The 18,201-nt window shown below is 33.9% G+C and carries 15 protein-coding genes and 1 tRNA gene; 4 read left to right on the forward strand and 12 right to left on the reverse strand.

Annotation, left to right across the window (positions count from 1 at the left end; all coding sequences use genetic code 11):
* Positions 1-12: 12 nt before the first annotated feature.
* From ACFSJT_RS06725 to mce, 8 genes are all read right to left on the reverse strand, one after another.
* Complete coding sequence (locus ACFSJT_RS06725) at positions 13-402, reverse strand: nucleoside 2-deoxyribosyltransferase domain-containing protein (protein ID WP_378319455.1); 390 nt, start codon at positions 400-402, stop codon at positions 13-15.
* 6 nt (positions 403-408) lie between these two features.
* Positions 409-1,098 carry a hypothetical protein gene (locus tag ACFSJT_RS06730; RefSeq protein ID WP_378319456.1) on the reverse strand — a complete coding sequence of 230 codons (690 nt, stop codon included), beginning with the start codon at positions 1,096-1,098 and terminating at the stop codon, positions 409-411.
* Positions 1,098-2,225 (reverse strand): phosphoadenosine phosphosulfate reductase domain-containing protein, encoded by a 1,128-nt coding sequence (locus ACFSJT_RS06735; protein WP_378319457.1) that lies wholly within the window; start codon positions 2,223-2,225, stop codon positions 1,098-1,100. The genes ACFSJT_RS06730 and ACFSJT_RS06735 overlap by 1 nt, the downstream gene beginning before the upstream one ends.
* Positions 2,226-2,228: 3 nt before the next feature.
* Positions 2,229-5,453 (reverse strand): hypothetical protein, encoded by a 3,225-nt coding sequence (locus tag ACFSJT_RS06740; protein ID WP_378319458.1) that lies wholly within the window; start codon positions 5,451-5,453, stop codon positions 2,229-2,231.
* The gene (locus tag ACFSJT_RS06745; RefSeq protein ID WP_378319459.1) at positions 5,437-6,264 is read right to left on the reverse strand and encodes a DUF4007 family protein; all 828 of its coding nucleotides are present in this window, start codon (positions 6,262-6,264) and stop codon (positions 5,437-5,439) included. The genes ACFSJT_RS06740 and ACFSJT_RS06745 overlap by 17 nt, the downstream gene beginning before the upstream one ends.
* 327 nt (positions 6,265-6,591) lie before the next feature.
* Positions 6,592-6,665: transfer RNA gene (locus tag ACFSJT_RS06750), tRNA-Ile, on the reverse strand.
* On the reverse strand, positions 6,656-6,850 hold the full coding sequence (locus ACFSJT_RS06755) for a GIY-YIG nuclease family protein (RefSeq protein WP_378319460.1): 195 nt from the start codon (positions 6,848-6,850) through the stop codon (positions 6,656-6,658). The genes ACFSJT_RS06750 and ACFSJT_RS06755 overlap by 10 nt, the downstream gene beginning before the upstream one ends.
* A gap of 182 nt (positions 6,851-7,032) precedes the next feature.
* On the reverse strand, positions 7,033-7,434 hold the full coding sequence (mce, locus tag ACFSJT_RS06760; protein WP_378319549.1) for a methylmalonyl-CoA epimerase: 402 nt from the start codon (positions 7,432-7,434) through the stop codon (positions 7,033-7,035).
* A gap of 190 nt (positions 7,435-7,624) precedes the next feature.
* On the opposite strand from mce, the gene rbfA reads away from it, so the two are divergent.
* Positions 7,625-8,017 (forward strand): 30S ribosome-binding factor RbfA, encoded by a 393-nt coding sequence (gene rbfA, locus ACFSJT_RS06765; RefSeq protein WP_378319461.1) that lies wholly within the window; start codon positions 7,625-7,627, stop codon positions 8,015-8,017.
* Positions 8,014-9,216: an ABC transporter permease gene (locus ACFSJT_RS06770; RefSeq protein ID WP_378319462.1), complete on the forward strand. Its 1,203-nt coding sequence runs from the start codon at positions 8,014-8,016 to the stop codon at positions 9,214-9,216. Before rbfA ends, ACFSJT_RS06770 begins: the two co-directional genes overlap by 4 nt.
* Before the next feature lie 273 nt (positions 9,217-9,489).
* On the opposite strand, the gene dusB is transcribed toward ACFSJT_RS06770, so the two are convergent.
* Positions 9,490-10,482 carry a tRNA dihydrouridine synthase DusB gene (gene dusB, locus ACFSJT_RS06775; RefSeq protein ID WP_378319463.1) on the reverse strand — a complete coding sequence of 331 codons (993 nt, stop codon included), beginning with the start codon at positions 10,480-10,482 and terminating at the stop codon, positions 9,490-9,492.
* A gap of 284 nt (positions 10,483-10,766) precedes the next feature.
* On the opposite strand from dusB, the gene lepA reads away from it, so the two are divergent.
* Complete coding sequence (gene lepA, locus ACFSJT_RS06780; RefSeq protein WP_378319464.1) at positions 10,767-12,563, forward strand: translation elongation factor 4; 1,797 nt, start codon at positions 10,767-10,769, stop codon at positions 12,561-12,563.
* Between the two features lie 356 nt (positions 12,564-12,919).
* On the opposite strand, the gene ACFSJT_RS06785 is transcribed toward lepA, so the two are convergent.
* Positions 12,920-13,738, reverse strand: a complete 819-nt coding sequence (locus ACFSJT_RS06785) for an HAD family hydrolase (RefSeq protein WP_378319465.1) — start codon at positions 13,736-13,738, stop codon at positions 12,920-12,922.
* Positions 13,739-13,915: 177 nt separating this feature from the next.
* On the opposite strand from ACFSJT_RS06785, the gene ACFSJT_RS06790 reads away from it, so the two are divergent.
* The gene (locus ACFSJT_RS06790) at positions 13,916-14,341 is read left to right on the forward strand and encodes a secondary thiamine-phosphate synthase enzyme YjbQ (RefSeq protein ID WP_378319466.1); all 426 of its coding nucleotides are present in this window, start codon (positions 13,916-13,918) and stop codon (positions 14,339-14,341) included.
* Positions 14,342-14,390: 49 nt separating this feature from the next.
* On the opposite strand, the gene ACFSJT_RS06795 is transcribed toward ACFSJT_RS06790, so the two are convergent.
* Both ACFSJT_RS06795 and ACFSJT_RS06800 read right to left on the reverse strand, forming a co-directional pair.
* Positions 14,391-14,831, reverse strand: a complete 441-nt coding sequence (locus ACFSJT_RS06795) for a hypothetical protein (protein ID WP_378319467.1) — start codon at positions 14,829-14,831, stop codon at positions 14,391-14,393.
* 99 nt (positions 14,832-14,930) lie between these two features.
* Positions 14,931-18,182, reverse strand: coding sequence for a TonB-dependent receptor (locus ACFSJT_RS06800; RefSeq protein ID WP_378319468.1), 3,252 nt, complete (start codon positions 18,180-18,182; stop codon positions 14,931-14,933).
* Between the last annotated feature and the right edge of the window lie 19 nt (positions 18,183-18,201).

Genomic DNA, 18,201 nt, shown 5'->3' on the forward strand with positions numbered 1-18,201 from the left:
ACTAAGGAAATCTTAACTTAAAGCAAACGTCTTTATATAACTGATTGCACTTTCCAAATTTTCAAACAGCACATCCGATGATTCTTTACAAATTAAAAAATACTTTTTGAATTGATTATCTTCAGGAGACCTTTCATCAACAAGAATAATAAGTTTCCCCTTTGCTTTTGCATACCCTATTTCTAATGCCAATCCATACCCGGAAGGGTTATCCTTAGCCATATAACCTAAAAGAATATCACATTTATCTACGTGATACAGATCCCAAGCAGTATATTTTTCAGATTCTGGTAAGTTATGTTGCTGAGGATTAAATAATATACAGCCATTTTTTAATTCATCTATGACTTTATTGTGCCAGCCACCTTTGAAGCCTCCAGCTAAATAAATTTTAGGTTTCATTGCTCTTTATTTTGTATTAGAAAAAGGAATTCTTTTTGCTATTGGAAAAAATATTCGTTTACACCTTCCAAGTTGAGGTATTAATAATAGAAATACTACGTATATGATTTTAAATTGAGGAGTGGTTTTTAGAAAATAAATATTCCAAAATGAAAATATAAACTGAATAATTACTAAAAATAGTACTATTAATAAAATGGTTGAAATATGATCAAACAATGATGAACGAAACATGAAAGTATAAACTTTTTGGTCCATTGAAGGATTTCTTGACATCAAAATGTTCCTTATTTCATTTATTTTCATTTCATCTGCTTTTTTATACCCATTTTCTTTTAAAAATGACACAGCGTTATGAAATGTAGCGGAGTTTTTGAATTTTTCTTCCCAACCATCACTTTTATAGTTTAAAATGGTGTTTTTGTGTTTGGGAAATCTTCTTATTAAATTATTTAGAATTTTATCTTGAGTACGAACTTTCAAAATTGTCAAACTATATACGACATATCCAAGGATATAAGATAGGACAATAATCAAGTAATCATTAAATTGAGTCCACTCAATCAAAAATTCATTTTTTATTCCAACGGATGGTGAAAATACCAGATTAAAAACTAAAATCAACAAAAATCCAGGAATAAGATATCCAACAACATCCCATATAAATTCTTTGATATTTTTAATAATGTCTCCCATTATATAAAACAACTAGCACATCCTTGACCCTCGGCTTCCAAAATTTCATCTTGCCAAGAAAGTCCAGTTCTTGATCTACTTTTTTGTCGACTCATTTTAATATAATGGTCCTTTTTAATAGTCCTAACCCTTTCAGGTTTCATGAGGTCATCCAAAGATTCTTCCATCCATTTATAGCCTTCTTTTTCGTATTCCTTAGCTTTGTGAAACAATTCAGGATGTTGTTCAAGTAGCCAAACCCATTCAATTTTTTGTTGATAAAAACAGAAATAACATCCTGATCTACTTCTTGAGTATGTTCCAGTTTTTGTTTCTCCATCAATTTCTACTGTATACTCTACAGGATTATAATACGCAGGAATACCAACATCAGAATCTTCTAATATTTTAAAAACATCTGCCAAAACAATAATATCTTCATTATCAATCAAAGGAAAGTTATCTAGTTTGCCAATTGGATATTCAGTAGTTTTTAGATATTCAAAAATTACTTTATTGAATAACTTAACATCACTGTTTAAGAGAATATTTAATTTTTGAGTCTGAGTGAATTTTGGGGAAATAGGTTGTTCTATATATTGTAAGACTTTTTCTTGCTCTTCTGTATGTATATAATTAGAATAATACTCTTTAAGTATAGCTATGTTATTATTGGATAATACTTTTTTAATAACATCTACGCTCCATATATTCTTTCTAAATGGGAAAATGGATTGAATATTTTCTTTTTTTGATATATAGCCCTCTCTATTTTCATCACCTCTAATACCCACATAAGAGATTGTTGGAGTGTTTCCGATCTCATTTTCAAAAGGATCTAACTTCATTTTTTTTGTGCACCATCTTGCTAATGGAGAAGGAAGATACCCTTTATAACTATCTAAAAACAAATCAAAAGGGTTTTTAATTGGAGAGTTTAAATCATCTATAGATTTATATAAACGGATCTTTTTTCCTAAAAATGAATTTAATTTATTTATAAGTTGATAGGTTTCTTTTAATTCTTTTCCTGTATCACAAGTGTAATAATCAATATCCAAATTGGGATATTTAGTCCTCATATATACGGCTAAAGCAGCACTATCTTTTCCCCCAGAAATTCCTAAAACATGTTTTACTTCTCCCATATATTAATCCTCTTTTAATTCCGCAGATAACAACTCAATTAATATTTCTTTACGTAGGTCTATATCCAAGTTGTTTAGTGATTTGGCAATGCTCTTTTTAGCCTCCAAAACAGTTTTGCTATTAGTTTTAGAAACAATAATTTTTTCATATTTAGATGCTCCCGATTCATCAAAAAATCTAAAAGAATATAGTTTGCTTTTATGACTACTTTCGTTAAATTCTTGGATTTCAGAAGCTTTTATTAACCCTAATGCAAGGTCTTTAATACTATCAATAAGCAATGACTCCTCTTCATCTATTAGTTCTTCAAGCCCTTTTCCTAAAGCTACATCAGCTAGTGATTTTATCCAGCTTGATTTATCATCCAAAGGCGAGATAATACGCTTATAGAATGCATTCTGAACGTTTGCTAAAGAAGCTGAGTTTACACTATTCAACTTAGAAATGATTTCTTCTTTATAGACAGGAAATTCTATTGACTCACAATAAAAAGCTGCGAGTATTACTTTTTCAACTCTATCTATTAACTGTTCATAAGCAGTTCTTATTTCTCTGATAGCACTTTGAATATGCTCAGTATAACTTTTAAGAACATCCTCATCATCTTTAATCGAAATCGAAGGAAAACCTAGTGCGTTTGGGAATTGGTTAAATAATGCATCCTCAGGATCTTTTGCATTTTTAATAGCATTCCTTAAATTAATTGCTTTAGTGGAAAGTTTATTAGTTTTCAAAGCATAACTATTCAACCCTCTTTGAAACCGTAAAAAGTTTCCAAATATTGATAAGAATGTAGACTGTACGCCCTTATTTGTGTCAGATTCTATTTGAACCAGTTCTTTATAGCTTTCTAATAGATTTATCTTAAGTCCAGAGATATCATAGCTTTTGATCTGAAAGTTTGAAGGATTTTTATGAATTAAATCAATAACTTCTTCAGTTAGGAATGGTATAAAATTTCCATTAATATGGAACAGAGCATAATCTTCTCTAGTTGCCATTAAAAATATTGGAATCCAAAATTCTGTAAAGCCTTTTTTAAGCTTATATGGAGCTTTACTTAGAATATCATAAAGGTCACGTATGTTTTTTTTGTTAGAAATAGAGTTCTTTATAAAAATTTGACATTCTTTCCATAATTCGGATAATACTGATCCTTTATCAGGAGCTGAAAGTTCATAATACCCAAGGTTTTTATTTAACCTATGGATTCCTGTTTCCTTAAGTAAACTTATATAGATAGCTTTTTCAGGAGGGAATTTATCATCAGGAAATCCTAAAAACTTGGAAGACTCATTATTTAATATATTTCTAAAAAGATATTTTCTAGCAGCATTAATAGGAGCGCTTAAATATTCCTTGTTTATTAGCTCATTTATAAACGTGGGGGTCTTTGGATATATAGTATAACATATATCTGTTAATTGTTCATATAATCTATGCTTATTTTGGATGTCAATCTTTTTTCCAAGATGTATCCAGGTATTAACATCATTATCAAATAATTCATCTAAGACTAGTTTCTCTAATTGCCGAATACAATATAACCTTTCTTCATCAATTAGTTTAAGTGCGTTTTTATCGGATTGATGTTTCTCTATAAGAAGATCAAACTTTTTTATTGTAAAAACTTCCTTTTTTATCTTATTTGAATTCTTGTAGTGAACAAATAGATTACTATATGTTTCTTTAGATTTTTCTTTGATCTTAGAGGATTTAACATCATCAAAAATTAGATTGATATATCCATCTATTGCTCCTTCCGCTTCACTTACATCATCTATATTTGTGGAAATCTTAAATTCAAAAAATCTTGGCGTTCCAGTTTCAAAAGAATACCTTTTGACTAACATTATTGGGAAGTCAATTAATGACAAAATCTCATTAGCAACTGAAAAGTTAGGATTAATTTCTTTTGAAACATTAATTAATTCTTGCTCTAAGTCTATATCTGTTCCTTCAAGAAAATTTATTTTATTACTATATCTATAAAATCGTATTATCCCAGTTTTTTCAAGAGTCTCAAGAATACTACCTACTTCTATATTTCTTATTAACTTGAAGTATTCTTTAATAAACTCTATGTCAAATAGCCCCCCTGCTTTAGAAAAAATATTAGTCAATCCAACAGTCTTTATGACTTCAGAGACTAATCCATAATCATTATCAAAATGCAGCTCTGCTCTTTCTAATGCTTTAAAAGTAGAATACCATTGCGCCCTATGAGGATTATCTAAACTGTTTATTTCTGTTGGTAGTGTATTGGTCAAATAATCAAACACATCGGAGACGGTATAAAAATCTTTTTCAAGCTTTCTTATCGAATATTTTGTGTTGTCATTCAAAAATGAAAACAAAGATCTTTCATTTTGACCATATCGCTGTAATGAATTAACAAGGATATTTGCAGAAAGCCAATCAAGTGGATATAACGCTTCACTCAAGTTTTCATTAATAGTAGTATTATGACTTACGAGTTTGGAATCTTTAATTAATTCAATTAACGAATTAAAACGAGGATTTAACCTCTTAGGAATAACAAACTCCTTTAATTTATTACTTGCAAAATAAATAAGTTGTTCTACAGGTTCATTAAAAAGTAAATCAACAAATCTTCCCTTTATTTTATCCCATTCAAGTTTATCTCTACTGGATAAGTTCTTCCCATAATCAGAAAAATTTTGATGTAATGTTATTATAAAGTAGGTCTCATTAGAATCGTTATTAGCCCACTCCGAGATTTGTTGTAACAGAAAAAGTTCTTCAAGTGTTTTGTTTTTTGAAGCAAACTCAAGAAATTTTCCAAACTCATCCACAACAATAATAAGTCCTCGATTGTTTTTTAAAGCCTTTAATCTTCTTTTCTCAATTTCATTAATGATAGTTGAGTTGTCAACTTTCTTTTTTATGTTTAACTCTTTGCAAAGTGCATCAGAAAAGGAAATACTATCTCCTATTAATTTGATTATTTCGTAATCTTTAATATCATTTTTCCCCTCAAGATCACTAAAGAAAATTTTCTCCTTATTAAGATTCTTTTCTAATGCCCATAAAAATGTAGATTTACCTGTTCCGTAGTTACCAATTAGGTTGAAAGATTTATTAGCTCCATAGCTATGAAGAAATATTCTGTCAAATATCTCTTTACTATTTGGCGTTACGATATAATCAATTTCTTTTGAATTATCGCGTATTATATTAGTGGAGATATTATCTGTATAATTCATAGTGTTTTTCCAATACTTTTATTTTATAATACTTCCCTACATTTTTAATTTGCAATTGCCTTACTCCCGCATCATCTTTATAAACAAATTCTTTATACCTATCACAAATTTTATCGATAATTGATTCAAGCCCTTCGCTAGAAAGACATAAATAAGAACCTAGATTTCTTCGTATTTCATCAAAACTTATAGCTATACTATCCCCATATTCTGTTAATAAGCAATAAATAAAAATTTCAGGCGAAATATTTTTTTGAAGTCCTCGATTAACTCGATAGACAACATCATTTGAATTATTCCTTCTACCCGTATTGCTAATTAAATTTAGTCCTAATAAAGGAGCATTAAAATCATCTTCAACAGTCTTTGTATTCTTTTTTGGAGGAGCATAAGTCTTCAAGAAAACCTTGTAATCAGAAATTAAAGTTTTATCTGTTGTTTTTTTTGCCGATGTGTACTGTCGTCTTAAAAAACTCAATATTTGAGATTCTGAAAATTCAAGAGTTGCTTTGTCCGAAAAATAGTCTTTAAAAATTATTTGATTAATGCTAGCATAGCCCTTTTTACATAAATGATATTGAAGCAACCATAAAGAACCTTCGTTTTCTAGATAAGGATCAAACTTATTATCAAGAAAAAGTACTTTAGCTAATTCTCCAAAAGAATTATCATCATTTAAAATATCAAAAGCTTTTAACCAATGCTGAATTGCTCGCACCATATTTTTACCAACACCTAATTTAGGTACTGCAAAACTATCTTTAAAAACAGATTCAACTTCTTCTTTTTCAATTAATTGTATTCCTTTCATTAACCACTGTTCTTTACAGTGAAATGTATCGTGTCCTGAAAATCTCATATGGGTAAGAAGCAAATTTTATATGTGCAAGATAATCAAATGGAGGAAATCCTCCATTCACAAAGGAGTATTAAATTGAATGATTTATTAACTGTTTAATTAACTGCTAATATTTGATATGTTGTGTCGGTGGATAAAATGAGATAAATAGAATTTTTGTCACTAATAAGCCTGTTTTGATATGTATAAAACCATAAAAGGTGGGCAAAAAGTGGGCAAAGTCTATAAAAACAAAAAGAGTTACGAAATTTTAAAATCGTAACTCTTTGATTTACAAAGTGGTCCCACTTGGGCTCGAACCAAGGACCCCCTGATTATGAGTCAGGTGCTCTAACCAGCTGAGCTATGGGACCTGTTTGTATTTATTTTTTAACCACTGTTTTCCATATCCAGTTTTGAGATATTTCTCTCTTTTCCGGGCAGTGATTCTATCAGGATATTCTTCAGTTAGGATAATTTCCCAAGGCCGAAATCCTTTTGTGCTTTTTGTTTTTCCTGTATTATGAGCATTTAAGCGTTTGTCAACATTTTGAGACATACCTACATAAAACGATTGTCTTTTAAACTTCTAAGAACGTAAACATACATAGTTACTATACCGATTCAGGTGCTCCCCGCCTGTCGTTACCGCCAGGTAGGCAGGTAACCAGCTGAGCTATGGGACCCGAAACGGACGGCAAATTTAAGGATTTGACCAATACACGCCAAACATTTTTTATTTTATTTCTTTTCCTGGCAAAGCTCTATCAAAACCCCATTAGCACTTTTGGGATGTAAAAAAGCAACGAGCTTATTGTCGGCTCCGGATTTGGGTGTTTTGTTAATGATTTGAAACCCTTCTTTTTCCAAACGATCTAGTTCTTTCTCAATATCATCTACATCAAAAGCAATATGATGAATACCTTCTCCTTTTTTGGCTATAAATTTACCGATCGGCCCATCTTCTTTTGTACTGGCCAAAAGTTCAATTTTACTCTCGCCAACTTTAAAAAAAGAAGTAATCACAGCTTCACTTTCTACCTTCTCTTGTTTATAAGGAGCAACCCCCAAAAGTTTCTCGTATAAACTATTTGCTGCATCAATATCTCTTACTGCGATACCTAAGTGCTCGATTTTGTTGATTTTACCCATTTTATAATTTTATTTACCGGTATAAAAATACAATAATACCATAATCAAAAAATTAATTGGTCACCATAGCACATAGAAATGCACACCGTTTAATTATAAGATAGACAAAAAGTCTATATTCTTACGCCTAAATGCAAAGTGATCTTGCCTCTTACAAAGATTAATATGTATTTTTGCAGTTATGGAAACAAACAGACAGAAAAAAATCGCTGGAGTATTGCAAAAAGATGTTGCCGATGTGATACAAAATGCATTACGCGATGCCGGAGTACACGGGATTTTGGTTTCCGTTACCAAAGTAAGTGTGACTACAGATCTTTCGATAGCAAAGGTGTATATGAGTGTTTTTCCACATCAAGAGGGAGAAAAGGTCTTAAAAGAGGTAAATGCTGTAAAATCACAAATCAAACACCAGGTGGCGCAACGTACCAAAAATCAGTTACGGCGCATGCCAGAGTTATCTTATTTTATAGACGATTCTCTGGAATATATTTCTAATATCGAAAAAGCGGTGAAAGGCGAGGAAAATCCCATTCAAAATCCAGAACTTCTTGAAAAGCGTAAAAAGAAGTGAATTTTTCATACTACATCGCCAAGCGGTATTTATTTTCTCCTGGTAGCAACAATGCTATCAATATTATAACAAGTATAGCGGCTGCAGGAGTAGTTATTGGGGCGATGGCTTTATTTCTTGTGCTCACGGGATTTGCCGGACTTAAAGACTTCAGCCTTCAGTTTTCTACCTATTTTGATCCCGATCTTAAAGTTTTCCCGTCAAGCGGAAAGACTTTTGTCTTTGATAAAGAAAAAAAAGAAAAACTAAATCAGTTTGAAGACGTTGCGCATTTTTCTGAAATTGTAGAAGACCACGTTTTTCTTGAGTTTCGTGATAAACAAAAAACAGCTTTTATAAAAGGGGTTGATGTCAATTACAATAACGTTATCAAGACCGATAGCATTGTTGTCTACGGAAACTGGTTAACCGATAATGATTTTCAGGTAGTAGCAGGCAACGGTATTAGTAGAGAACTAGGTATGGGTGTAGAACAAACGTATACCAATTTGCTTAGTATTTATGTGCCAAAACCCGGAAAAGGAATTCCCAATGATATTACCAAAGCCTTTAGATCACAAAAAGTAGTAAATATTGGTATTTATAGTGTAAATGAAGAATTAGATGAGAAGTACATATTTGCTACAACAGGTTTAGCACGCACCCTGCTTGATTTACCCAAAGATGAAGTGACTCATCTAGAGTTGAAGTTATCTCCTGAAGCTAATGAAGACATAGTACTACAGCAATTGTATTTAATTTTTGGAGACGAGGTGGTTATAAAAAATAGGTTTCAGCTTAATGATAAGTTGTATAAAATGTTGAATACCGAAAACCTGGTTTCTTATTTGGTTATTACGTTAATCGCAATTATCGCTTTGTTTAATGTGGCCGGAGCAATTATCATGATGATCATTGATAAAAAGAGCAATGTAAAAACATTGTATAATGTAGGAGCTTCATTACCCAACATCAGAAAAATCTTCTTGTTTCAAGGATCTTTGATGACCGTATTAGGAACAATATTAGGACTAGTGTTAGGATTGATATTAATTATATTACAACAGCAATTCGGTTTATTAATGATTACGCCATCATTACCATATCCTACCAGGATTACTGCAATGAGTTTTATCATTGTTTTTGTAACCATCACAATGATTGGTTTTGTGGCCTCATTATTGGCATCTAGCAGGATTAATCAGAAATTGATACGTTAGCGAATACCATTTCTCACATGAAATTACCGTATAAAATTGTCTCTTTTGACTTGATGCTTCGTTATAAAATTGATCGATAGCTATGGCTATCCATAAATTTTTTACCTAGCCTAAAATCAAAATAGTTCAATTCGTATATCAGTAACTTCATATAAGAACTGGTATAAAAACTTTTCTGGTTTATCTTTCTTATTTCGTATCCTTCGAGAACCTCAGGATACTAAATAAGAAAGGATGAATTTGTTCTGAGCATGTCGGAAGGGCAATTCTACCTTACACAAATTCAAACCCCGCAAATTTTTGCTCTACTTCATCAAAGGCAGCAAACACATCATCAGGATGATCACTGGTAACCATTTTGGTTCGGTATTCTTTAAAATGTGGGATACCTTTAAAGTAATTGGTATAATGTCTTCGGGTTTCAAAAACACCCAATTTTTCTCCTTTCCAATCGATAGCCATTTGTAAGTGTCTTCTGGCGGCGATTACTCGTTCTTCTATAGTCGGCGTTGGGAGATGCTCTCCTGTTTCAAAAAAGTGTTTAACTTCTGCAAAAAACCAGGGATAGCCAATACTGGCCCTGCCTATCATAGCACCATCAAGACCATATTGATCACGCATTTCCATAGCACGTTCGGGAGTATCTACATCGCCATTGCCAAATACAGGAATATGCATTCTAGGATTGTTTTTTACCTCGGCGATAGGCTTCCAGTCGGCATTACCTTTATACATCTGCGCCCGGGTGCGGCCATGAATAGAAATTGCTTTACAACCTACATCTTGTAACCGCTCTGCTACCTCTACAATCTTAATAGAATCATGATCCCAACCCAGTCTCGTTTTTACAGTAACCGGTAGCTTGGTATGCGCTACCATAGCTTTAGTAAGCGCTACCATAAGATCAATATCTTTTAAAATTCCGGCACCTGCACCTTTGCTTACTACTTTTTTTACAGGACATCCAAAATTAATGTCGATGATATCTGGGCCAGAAGCTTCTACAATTTCTACAGATTTAAGCATAGAATCAAGGTTAGCTCCAAAAATTTGAATACCAACCGGGCGCTCTTTTTCGTAAATATCAAGTTTCATAACACTTTTGGCAGCATCTCGAATGAGTCCTTCACTAGAAATAAACTCGGTATATACTACATCAGCTCCTTGTTCCTTGCACAATGCCCTAAAAGGGGGGTCACTCACATCCTCCATGGGCGCGAGCAGCAATGGAAATTCTCCTACATCTATGTCTCCTATTTTGGCCACAGCAATCGATATTTTTTGGCAAAAATACAAATTCTTTCAGACCTTCCAGGTTTTTGAAAGCCAATGAGGTTTAAAAATACTCGGTGGAATAGCATAAAGCTTCTAAAATCAACTATATTTGCAAGTCATTACAGCAATGGAATTTGCGTGAGGGATAGGAGTGGCATCCTTTTTATTTTTTGTGCCTGAGGCTCTCGAAGGCAAAAAAATGAAAAGATATAACGGATAGCCCGACCCGTAATGTAATGAAGGGTCACGCCCCAGAATTTATTTGAAAAATCAACATGAAGAACATTAGAAACTTTTGCATTATTGCCCATATAGATCATGGTAAGAGTACACTGGCAGATAGGCTATTGGATTTTACAGGATCTGTAACTGCTCGTGAGGCGCAAGCGCAACTTTTGGACAATATGGATCTTGAGCGTGAGCGTGGGATTACGATCAAAAGTCATGCAATACAAATGGAGTATACTTATAAGGGAGAAGAATACATCTTAAACCTTATCGATACGCCAGGTCATGTAGATTTTTCTTATGAAGTTTCTCGTTCTATTGCAGCATGTGAAGGAGCGTTGTTGATTGTAGATGCTGCTCAAAGTATACAGGCGCAAACGATTTCTAATTTATATTTGGCATTAGAAAATGATCTTGAAATTATTCCGGTATTGAATAAGGTAGATCTGCCAAGTGCTAATCCAGAAGAAGTAACCGATGATATTGTAGACCTTTTGGGTTGTGATGCAGCTGATGTGATTCCTGCAAGTGCCAAGACTGGGATTGGAATAGAAGAAATTTTGGAAGCTATTATTGAAAGAATTCCTGCACCTAAAGGAAATCCTGATGAACCTTTACAAGCGTTAATATTTGATTCTGTTTACAATCCGTTTAGAGGAGTTGAAACGTATTTCAGGGTAGTCAATGGTGAAATCAGGAAAGGGCAGCAGATTAAGTTTGTCGCAACCGGCAAAAACTATTTTGCAGATGAAATAGGAACCTTGAAATTGAATCAGGTTCCAAAACAAATTATCAAAACCGGCGATGTAGGGTATTTGATTACAGGAATCAAAGATGCTCGTGAGGTAAAAGTGGGTGATACCGTTACCGATGCGAAAACGCCTACTCAAAATGCAATTGAAGGTTTTGAAGACGTGAAACCTATGGTTTTTGCGGGGATTTATCCCGTAGATACAGAGGATTATGAAGAGCTACGTGCCTCGATGGAAAAACTACAGCTTAATGATGCGTCGCTGGTGTTTACGCCAGAGAGTTCTGCGGCATTAGGATTTGGTTTTCGATGTGGATTTCTTGGGATGTTACATATGGAAATCATTCAGGAGCGACTGGAGCGCGAGTTTAATATGACGGTGATCACGACAGTGCCTAATGTGTCGTATCATGCTTTCACTAATAAACATCCTGATGATATTATCATTGTAAATAATCCATCAGATCTTCCCGATCCTTCATCAATGAATCGGGTAGAAGAACCCTATATTAAAGCTTCTATTATTACCAAAGCTGATTTTGTGGGACCTGTAATGTCTTTGTGTATAGAAAAACGAGGAGAGATTACCAATCAAACTTATCTTACTACCGAACGAGTAGAACTTACTTTTGATATGCCGTTGGCAGAGATCGTTTTTGATTTTTATGATCGTTTGAAAACGGTATCAAAAGGATATGCGTCCTTTGATTACAGTCCTATTGGCATGCGTGCTTCAAAATTGGTGAAAGTAGATGTATTGCTTAATGGAAATACTGTAGATGCACTTTCTGCGCTATTACACCAGGATAATGCCTATGATATTGGTAAGAAAATCTGTGAAAAGCTAAAAGAGTTAATTCCGCGACAGCAGTTTGATATACCAATTCAAGCTGCAATTGGTGCCAAAATCATCGCTAGGGAGACTGTTAAAGCACTTCGTAAAGATGTAACCGCCAAATGTTATGGTGGTGATATTTCTCGTAAACGTAAGTTGCTTGAAAAACAAAAGAAAGGTAAAAAACGGATGCGCCAGGTAGGAAATGTAGAAATTCCTCAAGAAGCTTTTATGGCAGTTCTAAAATTGAATGACTAGAGCTGTATTATATTTTATTGGCTGTAAACTTTAAACGTGACAAATACACAATTGGCTGCTCTTTTTACTGAGAGTGGCTTTTTTTTAGTACAATGGTGTATTTGTAGGAAATTAGCTTCTTTTATTCTGGTAAAATCATGTTGAAAAGTATTTTTATGAGATTAAGTGCATAAGTAACATATTTTTTATACCTTGCATTTATAATGATGACCCCAAAATCATAAGAACTAAACAACTTATTATGCAAAATCTTTTTCCTACCCGTATTCCTATTTATGTATATTTTTTTATCATATCTATTGCACTGGCCTGTGTTTCTTAGCTAGGTATAGAAAATATTCCTGTCGGATTCTGTCTTAAAAGGTAGCCGATTTTTTAGCTTCAATCATTTTGTGTAGTATATATTCTACACCATTGTCGTTATTACTTTTTGTAGTATAATTGGCAATGGCTTTAATGTTGGGATGTGCATTTTCCATAGCAAAGCTATAGGTGGCTCGGGTCATCATTTCCAGGTCGTTATTATAATCTCCAAAAACCATGGTTTCTTCGGGTAAGATATGATGATTTTCTTGAAGTTGTTGTAAGGCGTGTCCTTTGTTTGCAAGATTATGTGATAGATCTAACCAAATTTCTCCAGAGACTTTTACCTTTAAACGATCCTCTAGGTGTTTAAGGGCCGGGTATAGATATTTTTCTGATCCTTTTTGGTTACAAATGGCTATTTTAAGATATAGATCATCGGTAACTTCAGCAAGATCATCAACAATTTCATATCGATCATAATATTCAGAAAACATATCTATAAAATCTTGGCCGTAGTCTTCTATGTATCCTTTTTTTCGGCCACATAAGATCACTTGTGAGCCTTTAAGTTCCCGGGTGATATCTAGAAGTTCAAGATAGGTCTCGCGATCTATCACTGTTGTTTGTAACTCCTTGCCTTGTTGCATGGTTAATGCTCCATTTTCTGCAATTACGAAGATGTCGTCTTTAATGGGTTTTAATTTATCAATAATGCTATAGTATTGTCTTCCGCTGGCGGCTACAAAAGTCACCCCCATTTCATTAAGTTCTTCAAAAAGTTGAAAGAAATGGCGACTTACTTCACCCTTAGAATTAAGAAGTGTACCATCCATATCTGTAGAGACAAGTTTTATTTTTGATAAATCCATAGCAGGTGTCTAAATTTAGGTGACAAAGGTAGGTAGTTAAATGATATACGATATGTGATCACTGTGAAATTTGTATTAAATTATTTATTTTCAATTGTTTGTAATTTCCCTCCTTTTTAGGAGGAATAGCTTCAAAAACAATCAAAATTTATATTTTCATATTGAAATTAATTAAAGATGAAATTCTTCCAAAAGGAAATACAACTAAAACCATACCCAAGAGGCTTTTATTTGATCACAGAACAGATTATTTCTGAAATTCCGGAAATAAAAAAGATTAAAATAGGGCAATTGCAGATATTCATTAAGCATACTTCGGCAAGTCTAACGATTAATGAAAATGCCGATCCTACCGTAAGACAAGACTTCGAAAGTCATATGAATATCATGGTACCCCAAAATGCTCCTTATTATATGCATACCTACGAAGGACCTGACGATATGCCGGCCCATATTAAAGCTTCTCTAATGGGAACTTCGGTACAGATTCCAATCACCAACGGAAGATTAAACCTAGGCATCTGGCAAGGAATCTATCTTTGTGAGCATCGAGATTATGGAGGCTCACGTGAGTTGGTACTGACGGCTTATGGAAGTCCCTAGTCCCCCCGGGAGAATACAAAATAGAATTCCCCTTTTAGAGGTTATAGGGTTAAAACCATTGCGCCCACGGAATTCTTGACAGCATTAGAATCCATGCAATCGTATAGAAAATAGCCAACATCTTAAATTTGGGGGTAGAAGTAAGCTTTTTTTTGTGTTTGGAATATCCTATGGTAATAAAAACGATCATCAAAATCATCGTTAAAGGATGCTCTACATTGTATAGACGTAATGTCGAATCTTTCATAATTTCTCCCATGCTATGTGTTCCCGAAAACCAGACCACAAGAGGTGAGAGAAAGAAAATTATAATCCCGATCAATAACTGAATATGTGAGACGATAAGGGCAAATAAAGAAACTCTAAAATCTTTTGGAGCATATTCTCTTTTGTCAAAAAAACCGGCTAGTGCATTAATTGTAGCAAGTGTAACAATAAGTAAGACAAGATAAGCCCAATAGGAGTGAACGATTTGAATAGCTTCGTACATAATAAGGTGTTTAGTTTATCCAAAGGTAAGTAATATGAATAAAAAAACCTCATTCGATTTTGAATGAGGTTTTGTGATTATTTTGATTATTTATATTTCTTAATTAAAAGTATATCGTAAACCAAGTTGCATTTGCCATCTTGATGAGTTCAGACCAGCATCATCGATTTCATTTACACCTTCAGTAGCTCTTTCAGAGAAAGTATATCTGGGTGTAGTACCATCAGATTCAAATCCAGCGAAAGTTACTAGCCTAACATTATCGTTATTTACAAAATATCTTGTTCCCCAATCTTTATTCAGCAAATTGGTAAAGTTGAAAATATCTGCAGTAAATTCTAAAGTGTTCTTTTTACCAAGTCCCATGATTGAGAATTCTTGAGCAAACTTAAGATCAATTACGTGGCTCCATTTGGTTCTATCTCCGTTGCGTTCAGAAAACTGTCCTCTTCTTCCTCTTAAGTAATCGTTCCCTTCAATAAAAGCATTTAATGCTTCCCATTGGTCTTCTGCAGATGAAATAACGGCACCTGTATCTCTATCGGTAACATCAACTAAATTAATCTCACTTCTATTTGCTGGTACATAAATAAGAGCAGAACTAGAGCCTGTATCAGCCAATAAACCACCGTTTCTATCATTATATACATAACTAAACGGAGAACCCTCTGCTCCTTCATATACTAAACCAATACGTGTCTTAAAATTTTCGTTCCACTTAAACTCTACGGTAGCATTGGCTAGGAAACGATGTCCCTGAGCAAAGTCTGATGTGGAAACAGTGGGTCTGTTCGAACCATTTACCGTTTCTAAGAAATTCCACTGAGAGCTATTTTGTGAAGAAGTTCCGTCAAATAAGCCTTCCGAGTCTCCATAAGAATAACTAAATTGTGAATACACATTAACCAAAGAGCTCAAGAATTTATGCCCAACCGTAGTAGAAATATTATAAGATGATCCTTCACCTGTATTTGAGGCAAGAAATATTCCTGTATAGGTTGGGTCAACAAGATTAAAACCATAGTTTGGTCTCGCACCTGTACCCGTAGACGTGAATTCTGGGCCTCTAAGGTTTAGATTTTCATATTGCACTGCATTAATATTATCGTTATAGATAAAGTCTGCGGATATTGTAAATCCAGCAGGTAATTTTTGATCTATTGCGATATTGTACTTCATTACTTGTGGTAACATAAAGTCTGAAGCAAATAAGTCTACCTGTCCACCAACAGCACCAGTTCCAGGTTGTGGTTCAGTAAATTGTTGATTAACATTAGGTTCAAAAGCGGGAGTAAAGATGCCTTCATCTGTATCTCTGTTGATCTCAATAAAACCTGCAGTTTGACCATTGTTGTTATACGTCGCTCCTGGCCATACTAGAGGTACACGTGAAGTAAAGATTCCTAAACCACCACGTATTTGTGTTGTTTTGTCACCGTTAACGTCCCAATTAAATCCTAATCTTGGAGAAATATGTGCTCTGGGAGCGATTCCTTCTCCTACTCTAGCGCCTTGTAAATTTTTACCAGCAGCCTCTAATAATGAAACAGTTCTCGTATTAAAATCTTCATTAACATCACCATCTTCCCAATATGGGATATCTACACGAAGTCCTACAGAAAGATTAAAATTATCGGTGATACTTACTTCGTCTTGGGCATAGAGTCCAAATTGAAATAAATTAAAATCAGCTGCACCTGCCGAGTTATCTCCGAGACCTCCTAATAAGGAATAACCTCTTCGATATCGGTTTGCAGCGTTTGCAGCACCAGATAAGAAGTCATTAAGATTATTAAATCTATAATCTCCAAAGTTTTGTCTAAAGAATAAATTTTCTGCCGAAGAGAATTCATTATTCGTTCCAAGTGTTATAGTGTGTCTTCCTGAGTAAATCTCAAAATTATTTGTTAGTGTAAAAATTTGTTGATCTAGGAAATTCGCTGTAGAAAAAGGTTCTGAACCAAATTGTATTGTTCCATCTCCGTCAAAAATTTGAACAGCGGGAAAAGGATCTCCTACGATATCACGATTATCTTCTACTGATGTATATCCTAGCACAAGATTGTTTGCCATGTTATTTCCGATCTTAGAGTTTAGTTCTAAAGAAGAGGAATTAGTTATTGATTCAAATTGTAAAGATCGATTAGAGAATTGAATTAATCCAGGATTAGAGGTATTAGCATTAAATTGGTCTGCTTTCACATAACTATGGCGCAGCGACAATTTATTATTTTCGTTAATATTCCAATCAATTTTGGCGATTAACTTATCACTTACCAAAGTACTTGCTCCGTCTAAGGCTCCAGGGTCATATCCATAATTGGTTCTTAAAAAATTAGCTAGATTATTAATAGCTGCTTGATCAGAATCTCCTCGGTATGTACTGGGAATAAAAGGTTGGGGTGTTTCGTTATCCTGACGTTCGTAGTTTATAAAGAAAAATAACTTGTCTTCAATAATAGGCCCACCAACTCTTACTCCAATAGTTTCTGCTGTAAACTCATCTAGTTTTTCTCTAGAGTCATCATCTTCCAACAATTTTCCTGGGGTTTTTCCGGCTAGGCTTTCATTTCTAAAAAGATAATATGCAGAACCTTTAAATTCATTAGTACCAGATCTTGTGATTGCATTAATAGAACCTCCTGCAAATCCAGATTGCTTTACGTCAAAAGGAGCAACATTAATTTGAAAAGATTCAATAGCGTCAAGGGATATTGGACTAACACCAGTTTGTCCTCCATTTGTTCCACTTGCGGCTAATCCAAAAACATCGTTATTGACTGCTCCATCAATATAAATAGCATTAAAGCGGTTATTTTGACCGGCAATTGAGATTTGATTATCACCACTAACTTGAGCTTGTGGCGTTAATCGGGCAAAATCAGAAATGTTTCGAGAAAGTGATGGAAGCGTGTTTACTTGTCGTTGTCCAACGTTAGTTTCTGCTCCTGTTTTGTTAGAATCAAAAAGTCCATCGTTAGTTACAGTGATTACAACTTGCTCAAGTGCGTTAGCTTCCTCCTGCATTTGTGTGCTAAACCTATACGTTTGCCCTAAATCAAGGAATAAGTTTTCTTTTTTGGCATCACTAAACCCTACATACGAAATTGTCACTGTATAAGGTCCGCCGGTACGCATACCAGAAATTCTATAAAACCCATCAAAATCTGTAGTGGCACCGTACGTGGTACCAGATGGTTGATGAACCGCTATAACATTGGCTCCTGGTAATGGACCTCCTGTATTGTCTGTTACTTTACCTCCCATTGCAGAGGTTGTTACCCCTTGTGCAAACGTCTCCCCAACGAATGCTATAAGGATTACAACAAATAAAAATGTAATCTTTTTCATAAAAAATTGAGTTAATTAA

Origin of the sequence: Aquimarina celericrescens (assembly GCF_042682765.1) — a bacterium.
In the GTDB taxonomy this organism is placed as follows: domain Bacteria; phylum Bacteroidota; class Bacteroidia; order Flavobacteriales; family Flavobacteriaceae; genus Aquimarina; species Aquimarina celericrescens.